Source organism: Pseudomonas sp. IzPS59 (assembly GCF_014863505.1).
Taxonomy (GTDB): Bacteria; Pseudomonadota; Gammaproteobacteria; order Pseudomonadales; family Pseudomonadaceae; genus Aquipseudomonas; species Aquipseudomonas kribbensis.
This window is the reverse complement of record NZ_CP062251.1, coordinates 2,250,813-2,269,306: the sequence shown is the minus strand read 5'-3', so window position 1 is coordinate 2,269,306 and position 18,494 is coordinate 2,250,813. Positions and strand designations below refer to the sequence as shown.

At 62.3% G+C, this 18,494-nt stretch carries 17 protein-coding genes; 7 read left to right on the top strand and 10 right to left on the bottom strand.

The genetic code is table 11. The features are described from left to right. Positions 1 to 63: 63 nt before the first annotated feature. A complete protein-coding gene (locus tag IF189_RS10250; protein WP_192553215.1) occupies positions 64 to 675 on the bottom strand; it encodes a lytic transglycosylase domain-containing protein in 612 nt (203 codons plus the stop codon). Between the two features lie 201 nt (positions 676 to 876). Between IF189_RS10250 and gspG the strand changes: the two genes are divergently transcribed. From gspG to IF189_RS10235, 3 genes are all read left to right on the top strand, one after another. Beyond that, complete coding sequence (gspG, locus tag IF189_RS10245; protein WP_085712061.1) at positions 877 to 1,305, top strand: type II secretion system major pseudopilin GspG; 429 nt, start codon at positions 877 to 879, stop codon at positions 1,303 to 1,305. A gap of 14 nt (positions 1,306 to 1,319) precedes the next feature. Beyond that, positions 1,320 to 2,507 (top strand): type II secretion system F family protein, encoded by a 1,188-nt coding sequence (locus IF189_RS10240; RefSeq protein WP_134826164.1) that lies wholly within the window; start codon positions 1,320 to 1,322, stop codon positions 2,505 to 2,507. Positions 2,508 to 2,584: 77 nt separating this feature from the next. Beyond that, a complete protein-coding gene (locus IF189_RS10235; RefSeq protein WP_167748730.1) occupies positions 2,585 to 3,100 on the top strand; it encodes a hypothetical protein in 516 nt (171 codons plus the stop codon). 114 nt (positions 3,101 to 3,214) lie between these two features. Here the strand turns inward: IF189_RS10235 and IF189_RS10230 are convergent, their stop codons facing one another. Further along, positions 3,215 to 4,114: a LysR family transcriptional regulator gene (locus IF189_RS10230; RefSeq protein ID WP_134826162.1), complete on the bottom strand. Its 900-nt coding sequence runs from the start codon at positions 4,112 to 4,114 to the stop codon at positions 3,215 to 3,217. A 162-nt stretch (positions 4,115 to 4,276) separates the two neighbouring features. Between IF189_RS10230 and IF189_RS10225 the strand changes: the two genes are divergently transcribed. Both IF189_RS10225 and IF189_RS10220 read left to right on the top strand, forming a co-directional pair. Further along, positions 4,277 to 5,293, top strand: coding sequence for an alpha/beta hydrolase (locus IF189_RS10225; RefSeq protein ID WP_134826161.1), 1,017 nt, complete (start codon positions 4,277 to 4,279; stop codon positions 5,291 to 5,293). A 63-nt stretch (positions 5,294 to 5,356) separates the two neighbouring features. Further along, positions 5,357 to 6,784, top strand: coding sequence for a mechanosensitive ion channel family protein (locus IF189_RS10220; RefSeq protein WP_192553214.1), 1,428 nt, complete (start codon positions 5,357 to 5,359; stop codon positions 6,782 to 6,784). Between the two features lie 60 nt (positions 6,785 to 6,844). On the opposite strand, the gene ycaC is transcribed toward IF189_RS10220, so the two are convergent. From ycaC to IF189_RS10195, 5 genes are all read right to left on the bottom strand, one after another. Beyond that, entirely contained in the window at positions 6,845 to 7,471 is a 627-nt protein-coding gene (ycaC, locus tag IF189_RS10215; RefSeq protein ID WP_085712055.1) for an isochorismate family cysteine hydrolase YcaC, read from the bottom strand. 66 nt (positions 7,472 to 7,537) lie between these two features. Then, entirely contained in the window at positions 7,538 to 9,376 is a 1,839-nt protein-coding gene (locus IF189_RS10210; protein WP_085712054.1) for an amidohydrolase, read from the bottom strand. A 45-nt stretch (positions 9,377 to 9,421) separates the two neighbouring features. Further along, positions 9,422 to 10,048 (bottom strand): antibiotic biosynthesis monooxygenase, encoded by a 627-nt coding sequence (locus IF189_RS10205; protein WP_192553213.1) that lies wholly within the window; start codon positions 10,046 to 10,048, stop codon positions 9,422 to 9,424. Next, complete coding sequence (locus IF189_RS10200) at positions 10,041 to 10,457, bottom strand: DoxX family protein (protein WP_134826158.1); 417 nt, start codon at positions 10,455 to 10,457, stop codon at positions 10,041 to 10,043. The genes IF189_RS10205 and IF189_RS10200 overlap by 8 nt, the downstream gene beginning before the upstream one ends. A gap of 182 nt (positions 10,458 to 10,639) precedes the next feature. Next, the gene (locus IF189_RS10195; RefSeq protein ID WP_134826157.1) at positions 10,640 to 11,560 is read right to left on the bottom strand and encodes a LysR family transcriptional regulator; all 921 of its coding nucleotides are present in this window, start codon (positions 11,558 to 11,560) and stop codon (positions 10,640 to 10,642) included. A gap of 210 nt (positions 11,561 to 11,770) precedes the next feature. On the opposite strand from IF189_RS10195, the gene IF189_RS10190 reads away from it, so the two are divergent. Beyond that, positions 11,771 to 12,172, top strand: a complete 402-nt coding sequence (locus IF189_RS10190) for a helix-turn-helix domain-containing protein (RefSeq protein WP_085712050.1) — start codon at positions 11,771 to 11,773, stop codon at positions 12,170 to 12,172. A 7-nt stretch (positions 12,173 to 12,179) separates the two neighbouring features. Here the strand turns inward: IF189_RS10190 and IF189_RS10185 are convergent, their stop codons facing one another. Continuing rightward, positions 12,180 to 12,749 (bottom strand): flavodoxin family protein, encoded by a 570-nt coding sequence (locus tag IF189_RS10185; RefSeq protein ID WP_192553212.1) that lies wholly within the window; start codon positions 12,747 to 12,749, stop codon positions 12,180 to 12,182. Between the two features lie 333 nt (positions 12,750 to 13,082). Here IF189_RS10185 and IF189_RS10180 point away from each other — a divergent pair, with 333 nt between their 5' ends. Further along, positions 13,083 to 15,869, top strand: coding sequence for an ATP-binding protein (locus IF189_RS10180; RefSeq protein WP_192553211.1), 2,787 nt, complete (start codon positions 13,083 to 13,085; stop codon positions 15,867 to 15,869). Here IF189_RS10180 and IF189_RS10175 read toward each other — a convergent pair. Next, positions 15,831 to 17,303, bottom strand: a complete 1,473-nt coding sequence (locus IF189_RS10175; RefSeq protein WP_192553210.1) for an ATP-binding protein — start codon at positions 17,301 to 17,303, stop codon at positions 15,831 to 15,833. The two genes, IF189_RS10180 and IF189_RS10175, sit on opposite strands and share 39 nt — an antisense overlap. A 90-nt stretch (positions 17,304 to 17,393) precedes the next feature. Then, complete coding sequence (locus IF189_RS10170; protein ID WP_134826153.1) at positions 17,394 to 18,344, bottom strand: GlxA family transcriptional regulator; 951 nt, start codon at positions 18,342 to 18,344, stop codon at positions 17,394 to 17,396. Positions 18,345 to 18,494: the final 150 nt, after the last annotated feature.

The following is an 18,494-nucleotide window of genomic DNA, read 5'->3' as shown; positions in this document are numbered from 1 at the left end:
CGATTCCCCGTTTTTCCGACCCGGCGGATTTGCCCCGAAGTTGGGGAAAACCGGGTTGAAGGTTTACAAGGGCGCGTCCGCCGCCAGCCCCTGCAAACGCCGGTACTGGCGCAGGACGCTGGGCACATAACGCTGGGTTTCGGCAAACGGCGGGATCATCCGGCCACGGCTGAGCACCGCGTCGGGGCCGGCGTTATAGGCCGCCACGGCGAGCGCGATATCGTTGTCGAACAGGGTCATCAGGCGCTTGAGATACCGGGCCCCGCCCTGGATGTTGGCCTTGGGGTCATAGACATCGGTCACCCCCAGTTCCCGGGCGGTGTCGGGCATCAGTTGCATCAGCCCGCCGGCGCCTTTGGGCGAGGTGGCGCCGGGGTTGTAGTTCGACTCGGCGTTGATCACCGCGTGCAGCAGTGCCTCGGGCAAGTGATTGGCCGTGGCCGCCGCCGACACCAGTTCCGCGTAGGGCTGGTTGGCGATCAATTGCGGTTGCCGGTCAAGGCTGACCACGGGCATTTGCGCCTCGTGAATCACCCGTTCGTAGGTGCGTCCGGGGCGGTGAACGTTGGACAGCACATAGCTGCCCTTGGCGTCCACGGAGACAAACACATCGGCTTCGGCGATGCCGGTCAGCAGCATGCAGCCAAGCAGTCCTGCGCAGATTGGATTGAGCATTGGGCCTCCCCTGACAGGCCCGAAAAATTGGGGGAAATGCCCCACTGACCTGTCGTGATTCAGCCGTACGCAAGCACTGTGCCGACTCTTCAGAGGCCCGTATTACAAGGGCTTCAGCCCACATGCTGGATTTATCGGGGGCTGAGCATGGCAATTGCATAGGCCCTGGGGCGACTCGGCTGCCACTCACCGGAGGTCATCATGAAGCTGCATGTTCGTCCGCGCGCCCAACGGGGTTTCACCCTGCTCGAATTGCTCGTGGTGCTGGTGGTGCTCGGCCTGCTGGCCGGGATCGTCGCGCCCAAATATTTCGCCCAGCTGGGGCGCTCCGAAGTGAAAGTCGCCAAGGCGCAGATCGAAGGCCTGAGCAAGGCGCTGGACTTGTATCGGCTGGAAGTCGGCCACTACCCGTCCACCGAACAAGGCTTGCAGGCACTGGTGACCGCACCGAGCGATGAAGCGAAATGGACCGGCCCGTACTTGCAGAAAAAACTCCCGCAGGACCCGTGGGGTCGCAACTACACCTACCGCTACCCCGGCGAAAACGCCGAGTACGACTTGCTGTCGATGGGCAAGGACGGCCAGCCCGGCGGCGAAGGCGAAAACGCCGAAATCACCAACTGGCAATAAGCGGAGCACCGGGCATGCGTTTTCATCTGAAGGCAGTGGGCAAGGCCGGCGTGGTGTCGCTGAACATCGAGGCACCCGGTCACAGCGAAGCGCGGCGCATCGCCGAGGATCAGGGCCTGCGCGTGGTCAGCCTGCACGCCGAACGGCACTGGCGTTCGTTGCGCCTGGGCCAGCGCGAGACCTTCAACCTGGTGCTGTTCAGCCAGGAGCTGACCACGTTGCTCAATGCCGGTCTGCCGTTGATCGATGCACTGGAAAGTCTGGCGGAAAAGGAAACCGCCCCCGCTGCGCGCAAAACCCTGAGCGAGCTGGTACGGTTGCTGTACGAGGGCAAGTCGTTCTCCCAGGCACTGGCCCAGTTGTCGGCGGTCTTCCCGCCGCTGTACGTGGCGCTGGTACAGTCCAGCGAGAAAACCGGCGCGGTCGGCGATGCGCTGGGGCGTTATGTCAGCTATCGCCAGCGCATGGACGAGGTGCGGCAGAAGATCGTCAGCGCCTCGATCTACCCGTTGCTGCTACTGGTGGTCGGCGGCGGCGTGGTGCTTTTTCTGATGGGTTACGTGGTGCCGCGCTTCAGTCTGGTATTCGAAGGGCTGGGCTCGAACCTGCCGTGGCTGTCGCAGATGCTGATGAGCAGCGGGATGTTTTTGCACGCGCATCAGGCTGAGTTTTTCGGGATTCTGGCGGCGATCATCACCGCCCTCGCCGTGTTGCAGAAACAACCGGCGTTTCGCCGTGGGCTGGACCGGCTGGTGGAAAAACTGCCGGCCGTGCACCAGCGAATCTTCATGTATGAGCTGGCGCGGTTTTATCGCTCGCTGGGCATTCTGCTGCAAGGCGGGATTCCGCTGGTGACGGCCATGGGCATGGTGCGCGGCCTGCTCACCGTGGCCTCGCGGGCGCGACTGGATCAGGCCTGCGAGCGAGTGCGCGAGGGGCAATCGCTGTCCACCGCGCTGGAGCTCAATCGACTGGTGACGCCCGTTTCCCTGCGCCTGCTGCGCGCCGGCGAGCAGTCCGGCAACCTCGGGCAAATGATGGAGCGCAGCGCCGACTTCTACGACGAGGAAATCAGCCGCTGGATCGAGTGGTTCGTGCGGCTGTTCGAACCGCTGCTGATGACCTTCATCGGCCTGTTGATCGGGGTCATCGTGATCCTGATGTACATCCCGATCTTCGAACTCGCTTCGAGTATCCACTGACCTCGGGAACGGGTCGGATCACACGCAAACAAGGCACATCCACGTTCCCAACCAAGACAACAAAGACGGAGAACGATATGCACATTCAAAAGCTCATGCTCGCAATGGCCATCGGCGCAGTCCTGTCGGCGTCTACCGTATTGATCCCGGACAACCTGTCCGGGGTGTCCAGCGTTCAGGCCAAGGAAGGTGGCAGTGGAGGTGGAGGAAGCGGTGGCGGCGGCGGAGGTAGTGGCGGTGGTGGAGGCGGAAATGGCGGTGGCGGTGGTGGCAACGGAGGGGGCGGCGGCAACGGTGGTAGTGGCGGTGGCGGCAATGGCGGTAGCCACGGTGGCAGCGGCAGTGGCGGCAACAGTGGTAGCGGCGGCGGTGGAAGCAGTGGCCACAGCGGCAGCGACCATGGTTCGGGCCATTCCGGCGACAGCGCCTCATCAGGACGCAACGGCACCCACGCCGAAGCTGGCGATGATCATGGTGTTCATCGTGCAGGCGAAGTAGGTGATGAACATGGGGCCCATCGGGCCGGAGAAGTCGGTGATGATCGCGGCGTGCATGTCGGCGGCGAGCCGGGCGATGACAGGCGCGCCAACTGACTCACGATCCCTGTGGGAGCTGGCTTGCCAGCGATAGGGCCCGGTCAGATAAAGCATCGCTGCCTGACCCACCGCTATCGCGGGCAAGCCCGCTCCCACAGTGTTTTGTAGCGCCTACAAAACGCCTTTTGTCTGATCCAGCCGCTCACGCAAAAACTCGATCAACGCCTGCACCGGCCGCGATGCCTGGCGGTGCTGCGGGTACACCGCCGACAGAATCAACGGCTCCGGGCGCAAATCATCCAGCACCGGCACCAACCGTCCGTCCTTCAGCGCGGCCCCGACAATGAACGTCGGCAGGTAGGTAATCCCCATCCCCGCCACCGCTGCATCCCGCAGCAACTCACCGTTGTTGACCCGCATCCGCCCGGTGACATTCACCAGTTGCGGCTTGCCCTGCCCTGCATTGAACCGCCACTGTACCGAACGCCCGTGACCGTAAGGCAGGCAGTCATGACTGAGCAGATCTTCCGGTTTGACCGGTGTGCCGCGCTCGGCCAGATACGCGGGACTGGCGCAGTACACCCGCTCGATGGCCGCGATGCGTCGGGCGATCAGGGTCGAGTCTTCCAGTACGCCGATGCGCAGCGCCAGGTCATAGCCTTCGCCGAGCAAGTCCACCGGGCGGTCACTCAGATCGACCTCCACCGTCACCTCGCGATAACGCTGCAGGAACAGCGGCAGCAGACACCCCAGATGCGCCACCGCAAACGACAGCGGCGCGCTCACACGAATCGTTCCGCGCGGCTCGGCGGTCTGCCCGGCGATGCCCTGCTCCACCTGTTCGACTTCGCTTAATAGCCGCAGCGCCGATTCGTAATAGCTCTGGCCCAGCGGTGTCACGTCCAGGCGCCGGGTCGAGCGATTGAGCAGACGTACGCCGAGGCGCTCCTCCAGTTGCATCAACCGACGGCTGACGAACTGCTTGGACAGGCCCAATTGATCGGCCGCCGCCGTGAAGCTGCCGGAGTCCATCACCTGGCAAAAAATACGCATGTCTTCGAACGGGTTCATTGTCACTCCCTGGTTGACAGTTAAACGCTTTATAGCCGCTTTTTCACTTTCCGGCACCTCATTAATCTGTGCTCACGGTGTTGCTGAGGCATGAAGCCCAGCGCCACAGCAGCCCGATCCCAAGGCATACAAAAACTCAAACGACTTAAAAAGGAATTGCACATGAACATCAAGAAAACCCTCGCCGCTTCCCTCCTCGCCCTGTCCATCGGCAACGCATTCGCCGCCGAAGGCACTGGCGTCGAACACAACACCCAGGCCTTCCTCGATGCCCTCGCCGCCGGCGGTGGCAAACCGCTCGAGCAACTGAGCCCGAAAGACGCCCGTGCGGTGCTGACCGGCGCCCAGGCTTCGGTGAAGGTTGACCTGTCCGGTGTTGAAGTCAGCGACAAGGTGATCAAGGTCGATGGCCAGACGATCAACCTGAAAGTGGTGCGCCCGGCCAAGGTCAAGGGCGAGCTGCCGGTGTTCATGTTCTTCCACGGTGGCGGCTGGGTGCTGGGCGATTTCCCGACACACCAACGCCTGATTCGTGATCTGGTGGTGGGCTCCGGCGCGGTCGCGGTGTATGTCGATTACATCCCGTCGCCGGAAGCGCAGTACCCGACCGCGATCAATCAGGCCTACGCCGCAACGAAATGGGTGGCCGAACACGGCAAGGACATCGGTGTCGACGGCAAGCGTCTGGCGGTGGCCGGCAACAGCGTCGGCGGCAACATGGCAGCGGTCGTGGCACTGATGGCCAAGGAACAGAAAACCCCGGCCCTGCGCTTCCAGTTGCTGATGTGGCCGGTGACCAATGCCGGGTTCGATAACGGCTCGTACCAGCAATTCGCCGAGGGCCACTTCCTGACCAAAGGCATGATGCAGTGGTTCTGGGACAACTACACCACCAACCCGGCCGAACGTGCGCAGATCCATGCCTCGCCGCTCAATGCCAGTGCCGAACAGCTCAAGGGCCTGCCCGCCGCGCTGGTGCAGACCGCCGAGTTCGACGTGCTGCGTGACGAAGGCGAAGGCTACGCCCGCCACCTCGACGCCGCCGGTGTACCGGTGACCTCGGTGCGCTACAACGGGATGATTCACGACTTCGGTCTGCTCAACCCGCTGAACGGGATTCCAGAAGTGAAGGCCGCCGTGCGCCAGGCCGCGGCAGAACTCAAGACCCATCTGAACTGAGTGCAACCCCTCGCCACACCTTCGGGTGTGGCGTTTTCTTTTGTGCCCGCCGGAGTTCATCCCATGAGCCTTTTTTCTGCCCATCTGCTGTCCTGGAGCGCCCTGCTGCTGGTGCTCGATGCCCTGCTCTGGCATCTCGTCCCGTTCAAGCATCGCGCGCAACGGGTCGGTGTGCGGTTGGTGCTGTTCCTGGCCTTCAGCGCGCTGATCATCAATGCCGGCGTCAGCCCGTTGCAGGCGCCAGTCTTTGCCGATGATCAGGTGGCGCAACTGGGCGCGACGGCGCTGGGGATTTTCTGGTGGCTGTACGCCGCGCGGGCATTGACCGAAGTGATCGGTCTGATCCTGATGCGTCGCATCGGCCACAGCGGTCGTTTGTTGCAGGACGTGATCGGTGCGCTGGTGTTTCTGGCGGCCATCGTCGCGGCGGCCGGTTACGTGCTTGAGCTGCCGGTCAAAGGCCTGCTCGCCACCTCCGGGGTATTCGCCATCGTGGTCGGTCTGGCGCTGCAAAGCACCTTGGCCGACGTGTTCTCGGGCATCGTGCTCAACACCACCAAGCCGTATCAGGTGGACGATTTCGTGGTGATCGACGGCGTCGAAGGCAAGGTGCTCGACATCGACTGGCGCGCCACGCACCTGCTGACCAGCGCCGGGACCCTGGCCGTGGTGCCGAACTCGGTGGCGGCCAAGGCCAAGATCGTCAACCTCAGCCGCCCGAACAACCTGCACGGCGTGTCGATCAGCATCAAGGTGCCGAACCACATCCGCCCGCGCCGGGTACTCGACGCCCTCGACCGCACGCTGCAAGGCAGCAGCAGTCTGTTGCTGTCGCCTGCGCCGAAAGCGCTGCTGAAAGAGGCCGGCGAAGAAATGTCGGAATACGTGGCCAGCGGCTTCATCGCTGAACTGGGCAAGAAAGGCGAAGTGCGCAATCAACTGTTCGACCTCGCCCACCGCCATCTCGAAGCGGCCGGCATTTCGCGGCATCCGGACGGCGTGATAGAGCCTTCGACCCGCGCCCGTGCCTTGCTCGATGAAGTGAAAATCTTCCGCTCGCTGAGCCATGAAGAGCGCGATCGCCTCGCTGAATCGATGGTCGCGCAGCAGTACAGCGCCGGGCAGGTGGTGCTCGGTCTGGAGGAAGTCCCCGACAGCCTGTTCGTGATCGCCACCGGTGTGGTCAGCGCCAGCGTGCCGGACGGCAATGGTTTCACCGAAGCCGGGCGCATGGGCCCGAGCGAAGTCATGGGCGAGCAGAGCATTCTTGCGGATACACCTTCGCAGGCAACGTTCACGGCGCTGACGTCTTCGATCATTTATCGGCTCGACAAGAACCTGACCCGCCAGTGCATGGAACAGCGCAGTGAAGTCGGCCAGGCGTTGAACAAGCTGCAGGCGGTACGGCAGCAGAACAGTCGGCTGGCGTTGATGGCCAAGCCTGTGCCGGTTCGCAAGGGTGGGTTTTTGGGGTGGTTGCAAAAGCGTTGAGCCCTTTTCGGCAGACAAAAAAATGCCCGCTCTTCAGCGGGCATTTTTTTCTTCTACCAATTACTTGGCAGTGAACTTGGTGTAGCTGTTGATCAGGTTGCGATAGTTCGGCAGGCGTTCCGACAGCAGATTCGCCAGGCCTTCCATATCGTTGCGCCAGTCAACCTGCAGCTCGCACGCCACCGCAAACCAGTTCAGCAGGTGCGCACCGGCAGCCGACATACGCGCCCAGGCAGCTTGCTGCACGGTGGTGTTGAAAGTGCCGGAAGCGTCAGTTACCACGAACACTTCAAAACCTTCAGCGATGGCCGACAGGGTCGGGAACGCCACGCACACGTCAGTCACCACACCGGCGATGATCAGTTGCTTGCGGCCGGTGGCCTTGATCGCCTTGACGAAGTCTTCGTTGTCCCAGGCATTGATCTGGCCAGGGCGGGCAATGAACGGCGCGTCCGGGAATTGTGCTTTCAGCTCAGGCACGATCGGGCCGTTCGGGCCGCTGTCGAAGCTGGTGGTGAGGATGGTTGGCAGCTTGAAGAACTTGGCGATGTCGCCCAGGGCCAGCACGTTGTTCTTGAACTCGTTCGGCGAGAAATCCTGCACCAGCGAGATCAGACCGGTCTGGTGGTCGACCAGCAGCACCACGGCGTCGTCTTTGTTCAGGCGTTTGTAAGGAACGTTGCTCATGTGAAACTCCTCGGGGATGGGTGATGCGGCAAGCGCCGGCCACGAAGACCGGCGCCGTTTACGGGATCAGAAAGCGAAACAGGAACAACCGAACGCGCCCCAGAAACCGGCGAAGTCGCTGACCGGCGCATTCGACATCCGGGCTTTTTCATGGCTGTGGGTATGCACCGCGCACGGGCCGCTGCACTGGTGCACCTGGGCCTGCAATGGCGAATTCGGGCGCCAGTGGCCAGGAACCTTGACCACCGGCGACCAGTCCGGCAGTACCGGCAAGGCACGCGGCCCGAGGTCTTCGAAGTCGCCGGCGGAATAAACGATCTTGCCGCCGACCACGGTCAGCACCGACTCGATCCACTTGATCGCTTCTTCTTCGACATGGAAGAAGTCCGCGCTCAGTGCCGCCAGATCCGCCAGTTGCCCGACCTTGATCTGGCCCTTCTTGCCCTGCTCGGACGAGAACCAGGCGCTGCCGTGGGTGAACAGTTCCAGCGCAGTGGTGCGTGGCAAGCCCTCTTCGTACAGCGCCAGACCGCCAACGGTGCGACCGCTGACCATCCAGTACAGCGAAGTCCACGGGTTGTAGCTCGACACTCGGGTGGCATCGGTACCCGCGCCGACCGGCACGCCTTCGGCGAGCATGCGTTTGATCGGTGGCGTGGCTTCGGCGGCTTGCTTGCCGTAGCGATCGACGAAGTATTCGCCCTGGAACGCCATGCGATCCTGAATCGCGATGCCGCCGCCCAGCGCCCTCACCCGCTCGATGTTCTGCGGGGTGATGGTCTCGGCGTGGTCGAAGAACCATGGCAAGCCGTTGAACGGAATGTCGCGGTTGACCTTCTCGAACACATCCAGCATGCGGCTGATGGATTCGTTGTAGGTGGCGTGCAGACGGAACGGCCAGCGCTGTTCGACCAGGTGGCGCACCACCGGCTCCAGCTCCTGTTCCATGGTCTGCGGCAGGTCCGGGCGCGGTTCGAGGAAGTCTTCGAAGTCCGCCGCCGAGAACACCAGCATTTCCCCGGCGCCGTTGTGGCGCAGGAAGTCATCGCCCTGATGCAACTTGACGCTGCCGGTCCAGTTCTGGAAATCGGTCAGCTCTTCTTTCGGCTTCTGGGTGAACAGGTTGTAGGCGATACGCACGGTCAACTGGTCGTCTTTTGCCAGTTGTTCGATCACCTGATAATCGTCCGGGTAGTTCTGGAAACCGCCGCCGGCATCGATGGCGCTGGTCAGGCCAAGACGATTGAGCTCGCGCATGAACTGACGGGTCGAGTTGACCTGATATTCCAGCGGCAGCTTCGGCCCCTTGGCCAGGGTCGAGTACAGAATCATCGCGTTCGGTCGCGCTACCAGCATGCCAGTCGGGTTGCCGTTGGCATCGCGCACGATCTCGCCGCCCGGCGGGTTCGGCGTGTCGCGGGTGTAACCGGCAACGCGCAACGCGGCGCGGTTGAGCAACGCACGGTCGTACAGGTGCAGGATGAACACCGGGGTGTCCGGCGCCGCCTGGTTGATCTCTTCGAGGGTCGGCATGCGCTTTTCAGCAAACTGGAATTCGTTCCAGCCACCGACCACACGCACCCATTGCGGAGTCGGCGTGCGGTCAGCCTGATCCTTGAGCATGCGCAGCGCATCGGCCAGCGACGGCACGCCTTCCCAGCGCAGTTCGAGGTTGTAGTTCAGGCCGCCACGGATCAGGTGCAAGTGCGAGTCGTTGAGGCCGGGAATCACGCAGCGGCCCTTGAGGTCGACCACCTGGGTGCCGGCACCGCGCAGGGCCATGGCCTGCGTATCGTTACCGACGACGACAAAACGTCCGTCCTTGATCGCCACGGCACTGGCGAGAGGTTTTTCGCGGTCTACCGTATGAAATTGGCCATTGAACAGAATCAGATCGGCGTTCATCGCAGTTCCTTCGAGATAAGTGAAACGAAGCCCATACCCGCCGGCTCAGCGCGGCGGATTGGCATTGGATTCCAGGTGTTCATGGGACTGACTGGCCGCCAGCCATGGCGCGAACAGACGAGTCGCGGCCGGCATGCAGACGTAAACCACTGACACCACGATGGTCAGGGTGATCAGAAACGTCGCGACCACATAGTTGGAAAGAAATCCGTTGAGCTTGAGCAACGGTCCCCATATCAACGGCACCAGCAAGGTGTGTGGCAGGATCACGAAAAGTGAGACCACCGCCTGCTTCCAGCGTGGTGGTGGCGTGGCGGCGTCGGCCAGCGGGGTGAACCAGAATTCGTTGGCCGCATTGACCTCGGTCTGGTCGCCGTCGGCGAGCATCGGCGCGGCTTCTTCGATCAGCGTCTGACGCTGCGGCGAGTCGAGCCAGCGCTGCATCGCTTCGGTCGAGCAATAACGCAGCACGCAGGTGAACAGCGCGAGGCCACCCTGTTTGCTGCGCATCACGTCCACGCCCAGGTGCCCTTCTTCACGCCCCGCCACGCTGACGATATTGCGCAGCCAGGCTTCGTACGGCTGTTCAAAACCGGCTTTGACCCGGTGCTTGACGATCAGCGTCACGATTTCATCGGTTCCCGGTTTTCTCAGGGACTGGGTATCAGGCATAGCGAAGTACTCCGGGCAAACGGGCATTGAGCGCCAGCCGTCCGGGCCCGGCGATCAGAACAGTGGTGAAGAGGATCAACAGCAACCAGCCGAACTGCCCTTCGGCCACACTCCATTGCGGATGCACGATCAGCAGCGCCACTAGCAGCACAAACAGAATAGGCAAGCACGCCAATCTCACCAGTAACCCGGCGACGATCAGCAGTGGGCAGAGGACTTCGGCGAAGATCGCCAGAATCAACGTGAGGTGGGCACCGAGGTGAAACGGGTCTTCAATCAGCTGCAGCTGTGCAGTGAAGTCCAGCAGCTTGGGCAAGCCGTGGACAAACAGCAGAAACAACCCGCCGGAGACCCGCAGGAACAGCAGGCCGAGGTCTTGCGCCTGATCATTGCGTTGTACAGCGTTCATGGGCCCATCCTTGATCAATCATTGCAGGCAATGGTGCAACGATTGATCGGGGGGAAATTGGATGGGTGTGCTCTCTTTGCTAGAACACACAGAACGCACGAGCGGTACAAATTATTGTGGGAGCAAGCAAGCTCGCTCCCACAGGGTTATGAGGCGATGAACTAATTGCGACTCAGGTCGTGTCAGGCCGGAATATCCAGCGACACCGACATGAACTGACTGATCCGCGAGCGCAGCCATTTCTCTGCCGGATCGTTGTCATGTACCCCGCTCCACGCCATCGACAATTGCGCCGCATCAATCGGAAATGGCGGATCCTCGGCCCGCAACGCACACCCTTCGACCAACGCACACGCGGCGTAATCCGGCACGGTTGCGATCATCTCGGTGCCCGCCAGCAGTGCGCGCAACCCACTGAACTGCGGCACGCCGAGCACCACACGGCGGCTGCGGCCGACCTTGGCCAGGTCCACATCGATGTTGCCGCTCAGGTCACCTGAAAAGGACACCATCGCGTGGGGTCGCTCGCAGTATTCGTCGAGGGTCAGCGGGCCCGGGCGGTCATCGCCGCGCAGGACTTTGCAGGGAATGTCGCGCAGCTTCTTGCGCTTGGCGTTGGCCGGCAGATCGGTGGTGTAGCTCACGCCGACGGAGATTTCCCCGGACGCCAGCAATGTCGGCATCAACAGGTAGTTGGCGCGCCGCACCACAACCACGATCCCCGGTGCCTCTTCCTGCAACTGGCGCAATAGCGGTGGAAACAGACCGAACTCGGCGTCATCCGACAGACCGATGCGGAACACGTCGCAACTGGTGGCCGGATCGAATTCCTTGGCCCGGCTGACCGCGCCGGAAATCACGTCCATCGCCGGTTGCAGCTCCTGAAGAATTGCCAGCGCCCGTGCCGTCGGTTCCATGCCGCGACCGTTGCGCAGCAGCAGAGGATCGTCGAACAGATCGCGCAGGCGGCCCAGCGCCGCGCTCACCGCCGGTTGGCCCATGAACAGTTTTTCGGCGACGCGGGTCAGGTTCTTTTCGAACATCAGGGCTTCGAAAATCACCAGCAGGTTCATGTCGACGCGGCGCAGATCGTTTCGGTTCATGGGCGTGTTTTCCTTTTTGGCCAGGCGCAAGTGCTACGCACTTTACTTGATCGGCGGCCATTCGAAATCAGCTTTGGCGGCGGAATTAACAACGTTTAACTCGTCAGCCTTCGCCCCTCGCCAAACAATGAATCCCTCTGCGCAGCGTTGTTTTATTGACCTGAGGGAAAGCGCTGACCGTGCCTTCCCCCCTCGACACGGACATTGGCCATGGCTCACTCACAGCAAACCGTCGCCCTCGCCCCTGCCAGCGAACCCCGCAAAACCAGTACCGGCGGCCTCAGCCCGCAGCGCGAGCGGCTGGTGAAACAACTCATCCTCGAACGCCTGGGCGACAGCCTTGAAGTGACCGAACTGGCGAGCGCCTGCTCACTCTCTCGCAGTCACTTTTCCCGGGCATTCAAGTGCAGCACCGGGCTCTCGCCACAAGACTGGATTCGCACCCAGCGGATCGCCCGGGCCAAGCTGTTGATCCAGCACACCAACCACAGCCTGACGCAGATCAGCCTGGAATGCGGTTTCTGCGATCAGGCGCACTTCTGCCACATCTTCACCCGCAGCGAAGGGATCAATCCGTTTGCGTGGCGGTGTCAGGTCATGAAAAACCGCTGAGGCGGTTTCAGCCCCGAGCCATCCGCTGAGCCAGTCGCGCTACCCGTTCACCCAAGTGTGCGGCGGTCAACTGGTCTTCCAGCGGAGGTGCCTGTTCGGGCGGTTGTTCGACCGAGGATTGGGACATGGCGCCGAGGGAGCTGCCGAGGCGATTCAACTGGCCGTCGAAAACACCTTCGCGTGCACGCGCCGGCAGCAGATCGAGCCCGACCCAGATCATCGAATGCTGGGCGGCGAACACCGCCATTTGCAGCAGGGTATTGAGCTTGTCGCCACACAGGCTGCCGGAGTTGGTGAAGCCCGCCGCGAGTTTGTTGCGCCACGGTCGGGCGAGGTAGAACGAGGCCGTGGATTCCATGAACTGCTTGAACGCCGCCGAAGCGCTGCCCATGTAGGTCGGCGCGCCGAAGATGATGGCGTCGGCGCGGTGCAGGTCATCCCAGTGGGTTTCCACGTCTTCCACCGCCAGCAACAGGCAGGTGCTACCCACGTGGCGCTCCACACCCTGGGCCACTGCCTGGGCAATGACGCGGGTGTGCCCGTAGCCACTGTGATAGACCACCACTACCTTGCTCATCGCAGCGTCCTCCGGACGTATGCATTCCATTGCCCCGGAGTTTTGGCTCTGACGCGGGCGCGGACGAGTTAATCGTTGTTAATTTTTCCCGGCTGTCGGGCGGGCCGGCACAGGTTTCGGCCTTTGAATACAGTGGTTATTGCAGCAGGCGACACCCCGTGTGCAAGCGCTTGCCCTTTGTACACGTTGCTTCGACGACCGATCATGGGGAATATGCCCGGATACTGCGGATCAGACGGCTTGCGTGCCCCTCAAGTTGTTGACCGCCCTGCCCGTCACGGATTCTTCACCCCGACGGACCAGGATCATAAAAAACGTCGAAGGAGTGAGCGGTTGAGTCTTTCCCCGAATCAGGCCATCGGTTTCGGCCCCTATCGGATCCACCCCGGCCAGCGGCTGGTGCTTGAAGGCGACCAGCCTTTGCGCCTGGGCCGCCGTGCCATGGACATTCTGCTGATCCTGCTGGCCAACGCCGGCGAGGTCGTGAGCAAGCAGCAATTGATCGCCGGGGTCTGGCCGGACAGCGTGGTGGAAGACATCAATCTGCGGGTGCACATGGCAGCGCTGCGCAAGGCCCTCGGCGACGGTCAGGCCGGGCAGCGTTACATCGTCACGGTGGCGCAACGCGGATACAGCTTCGTCGCGCCGGTCCTGCTGCAATCCATCGAACAACGCCCCGCTGCCGATAACTTCGGCCGGCATAACCTGCCGCTGCGCCGCACGCGGATGATCGGGCGCCAGTCGGTGGTCGACAGCCTGATGATGCAACTGCCGCGCCAGCGCTGCATCACCCTGGTCGGCCCCGGCGGCATCGGCAAGACCACCGTGGCCCTGCGTGTCGCCGAACAGTTGATCGGCCGCTATCGCGACGGCATCCGTCTGCTGGATCTGGCGCCGCTCAACGATCCGGGCTCGATCTGCTCGCACCTCGCCGCCCTGCTGGACCTTTCGCTGCATGACAATGAACCAATGGCCTGTCTGATCAACAGCCTGCGCGAGCGGCAATTGCTGTTGGTGATCGATAACTGCGAGCACTTGATCGACGCCGTGGCGCTGCTCGGCGAAAGCATTCTGCGCGGCGCACCGCAGGTGCACATCCTGGCCACCAGCCGCGAAAGCCTGCGTGCCGAGGGCGAGTACGTGCAGCGCCTGGAATCCCTCGACTGCCCGCCGCCGATTGCGGTGCTCGACCGTGATCAGGCGATGGGGTTTTCCGCGCTGCAACTGTTCGTCGAACGGGCGATGGCCGCCCACGAACACTTCGAGCCGGACAATGCCGACCTGCCCTTGATCATCGAAATCTGTCGGCGGCTGGATGGCATCCCGCTGGCGCTGGAACTGGCGGCCGCGCAGGTGGCGAGCCTGGGGCTGGACGGTTTGCTGAGTCAGCTTCAGGGGCGCTTGCCGACCGGCAATCAGACTCATCTCGGTCGGCATGAAACCCTGCGGGCCACGCTGGACTGGAGCTTCAACCTGCTCAACGGCTGCGAACAGACCGGCCTGCGCCGACTGGGTGTGTTTCGTGGTGCGTTCACGCTGGAATCCGCGGCGGCAGTCATCGTTGGCCAGCATATCGAGCCGGGCGAAGTGTTCGCCTCGATCACGCAACTGGTCGCCAAGTCGCTGCTCAACGTCGAGGTCGGCGATGAGGAGGTGTTCTATCGCCTGCTCGATACCACCCGCCGCTATGCCCTGGAAAAACTCGATCAGGCCACCGAGCTCGGCGAAACCCGCGAACGTCATGCCGAACGCTGTCTGGCGCTGATGCATCAGGCCCAGGCCGATTGGGAGAACACGCCGACCGCCGTCTGGATCGAGCGCTACGCCCGAGGCCTCGAAGACCTTCGAGCGGCTCTGGAGTGGACACTGAACGATGAAGGCTCGCGTCCTCTTGGCGTGCGGCTGACGGCGACGTCGGCGCCGTTGTGGCAGGAATTGTCCCTGCTCAAGGAATACGGAGTACATGTGCGCCGGGCACTTGAATTGCTGGAGTCCTCCGTAGAATCTTGCCCACGGCTGGAAATCGCCTTGAAACTGGCCCTCGGCAGCGCCTGCTATCACACCTGGGGCGGCACACCGGAAACCATCGAAGCCTTCGTCAGCGCCCGACGGCTGGCGCAACAGCACGATGACATGGCTGGCCAATTGCGCGCCGTGTCGGGACACATGGCGGTCAACCTCAGTTGCGGCCATTACCGGATGGCGCTGGAGCAAAGCGAACAATTCGAAAGCCTCGGCCTGCATGGCGATGCGCAGTTGTCCTTGAGTACCCATCGTTTGCGGGTGCTGGCGTTGCATTACGCCGGCGATCAGCATCAGGCGCGGATCCACGCCGAACAGGTGATCCAGCGCATGGCCCACAGCGGCCACCTCAACCGTTTCACCCACGGCTTCGGCGTGCAATACGATCAGAGCGTCGCCTCGTTGACTGTCCTCGCCCGGGTGTTATGGCTGCAAGGTTTTCCCGAGCAGGCCTGGCGCACCGCACGGCAGGCACTGGATATCGCGGTGCAGATCAACCATGGCACCTCGATCTGCTACACCCTGGCCCTCGCCTCGTGCCTGATCGCCCATTACAACGGCGATGTGCAAAACGCCCGCGCACTGCTGCAACTGTTGCTGGAACAGGCGCAGAAGCATTCGGTGCTGCTGTTCTACACGTGGGCGCGACACTATGCGCAGGTGATCGATGCCGATAGAGCCCCCGCAATTCCGCCTGCCGATAGCGGTCTGGTCAGGGAAATCATGGTCACGCTGGATCCGGGTTTCGTTGATGACGCCTTGCTTGAACGGGCACAGAGCGGCGCGGCCGGCTGGAGCACGGCGGAGATTTTGCGGGCCCGGGCCGAGCGATTGCTGGCCGCTGAATCGCCCTGCCATCACACGGTCGAAAGCGCTTTGCAGCAGTCCCTTGCGATTGCGCGGACACAAGGCGCCCTGGCCTGGGAACTGCGCAGCGCAACGTCGCTGGCCCGGTTGTGGCAACGCCAGTCGCGCTATCGTGAGGCGCTTGAATTGCTCACTCCGATCTACCAGCGCTTCACCGAAGGCTACGCTACCCCGGACTTGCGCAAAGTGCGTTTACTGCTCGACGAATTGCGCGGTCAGTCTGCTGCTTGAGGCTGGCCGGGTGCGGCCCAGGTAGCGCGCGTGCCGACGCTCGACATCATTCAGTTCGCCGCCCTGCTCCAGCCGTTCGCGGGCATAACGGCGCGTGGTGTTGAGCATGCGATAGCGCAGCGTCCCGCTGGATCGATCCACCGTCAGCAACGACTTGGCCGCCAACTGTTCAACCACTGCCACCAGCATCGAAGGTGGCAGCTGCGCGCAACTGATCACGCCGATGGCAGCATCCAGGGTGAATGCCATCTTGAACACCGACAAGCGTTGTAGCACACGCTGTTCCTGCTCGCTCAAGCGCTGATAGCTCCAGTCCAGCGCGGCACACATCGACTGATGGCGTGGCACGGCGGTCCGGCGGCCGTGACTCAAGACTTGCAGACTGTGGTCCAGTTGCGCCTGCATGCCGACCAACGCCAGTGCATCGATCTGCGCCGCTGCCAGTTCGATCGCCAGCGGCAGGCCGTCGAGCCGGCGACAGATATCGCGCACGGTTTCCAGATCCTGTTCACGCAAATGGAAGCCGTGCTGACGCGCACGGGCACGACTGACAAACAGTTGCACCGCCGAATAGCCCATGACCTCGTCGACGCTGTTGAGCGCCGAAGTTTTAGGAGAGATGAGAGGCGGCAGTGGCTGCAGGACTTCCAGACCGAGACGCAACGGCTCGCGGCTGGTGGCCAGGATCGAAAGTCGGGGCGCGGCATCGAGCAGTGTTTGCAGCAGGCTCCGGCAGGCTCCGTGCAAGTGCTCGCAGTTGTCCAGCACCAGCAAGGCGTGGCGCGCTGCCAGTGTGGGGAAATCGATGTCGAGGGTTTTCAGCAGGTGATCGAGAAGCGGAATGTCTTTGTCGATCAGCGACAGGTCCACCTGCCACACGCCATCACGAAAATGTTGCAGCAGCAGTTCCGCTGCGCGCAGTGCCACGGTGCTTTTGCCGACGCCGGCAGGCCCCGTCACCGTAATCAGTCGGGACAGCGGCAGTTGCCGCACCAGACCGCCGACCAGTGAATCACGCCCCGTAACAGGGGTCAGCCGTGCGGGCAGATTATGCTGTGGCACTTGCAGGCTTTCGAACACCACTTGCGCGACGCTGTCACCCTGCACCGGCGCAACGAAGCTGTACCCGCATTGCGGCACGTTGACGATGTAGCGCTGCCCGCTTTCGCCATCGCCGAGGGCCCGACGCAACGCCGCGATGTGCACCCGCAGATTGATCTCTTCGACCACCGAATTCGGCCACACCAGCGCGATCAATTGCTCTTTGCTCACCACTCGCCCGGCGCGTTCGACCAGCACTTGCAGAATGTCCAGCGCACGACCGCCCATGCGCAGTTGCCGATCCCCTTCGAGGATCAGCCGTTGGCGCAAGTGGAACGCGTACGGTCCGAAACGCAGGACCGACGCCGAGCTCAATTCGTCGAGGCTGTTCATGTCCGTTATCTTGGCAGGCCTCAATGACGGTACAACCACCACACGGGGCCCGGCACGGACATCCGGATGCCCGTAACGGACAAAACCGCTCTAGCTGAACTGTTCGCGGTACTGGGCCGGGGTCAGCCCGAGTTTTTCGCCGAACAGAAAACGCATATGCCGCACACTGCCGAAACCGCTTTTGTAGGCCACGGTCTTCAACGGCAGATCGCTGGTTTCCAGCAGATTGCGCGCGCAATCGATGCGCGCACTTTGCAGAAACTCCATGGGCGTCATGTTGACCTCGCGGGCAAACACCCGGGCGAAATGGCGAGCGCTCATGTTCGCAAGGCTTGCCATGCGCTCGATGGTGAAGCTTTCTTCAAGGTGTTCCAGAACGTGATTCTGTACCCGGGTGATGGGGGTTTCCTGGGGCGAAACCGCCGCCATCAACGGACTGAATTGCGCCTGCCCGCCCTGACGCTTCATCACCACCAACAGCACTTTGGCCACGTCCTGGGCGAGTTTCTTGCCGTGATCGCGGGCTACCACCGCCAGCGCCAGATCGATACCGGCGGTGACGCCGCCAGAGGTGATCAGGTTGCGGTCCTCGACAAAGATCTGGTCGGTGGCGACATCCGCCTTCGGAAAACCCTTGATCAAGCGTTCGGTGTAATTCCAGTGCGTGGTCACGCGATAACCGTCGAGCAATCCAGCGTAACCCAGTACAAAAGCCCCCGTGCAAATCGAGCCGTAGCGCTCGGCACGCCCCACCGCGCCTTGCAGCCAGGCCAGCAGCGGCGGACATTTTTCGTTGTAGGCCCCGGGGCCGCCCGGCACCAGCAGCAGGTCATAGCGATCGCCGGTTTCGTCGATATGCCGGTCGGTATGCACCAGCACACCGTTGGAAGCACGCAGCGGCCCGCGTTCAGTCCCCAGGAGCGTCAGTTGATAGTGGTCTTCCGGCTTCAGATATCGGTTGGCAACCGAAAACACTTCCAGCGGCCCGGCCATATCGAGAAGTAGAAACTCGGGAAACAACACCATTGCCACGGTTTTCATGAGCAGACATCACTGAAATCAATGAACGGTTATAAGTTGCCGCATTATGGCCAAGTACAGCGCCAACGTTGAAAAAGAATGCGTGAACTGACGCACACTACTGTCAACTCTGAAGGGACAGTATTTCAATTTTCACCTACTTATTGCACA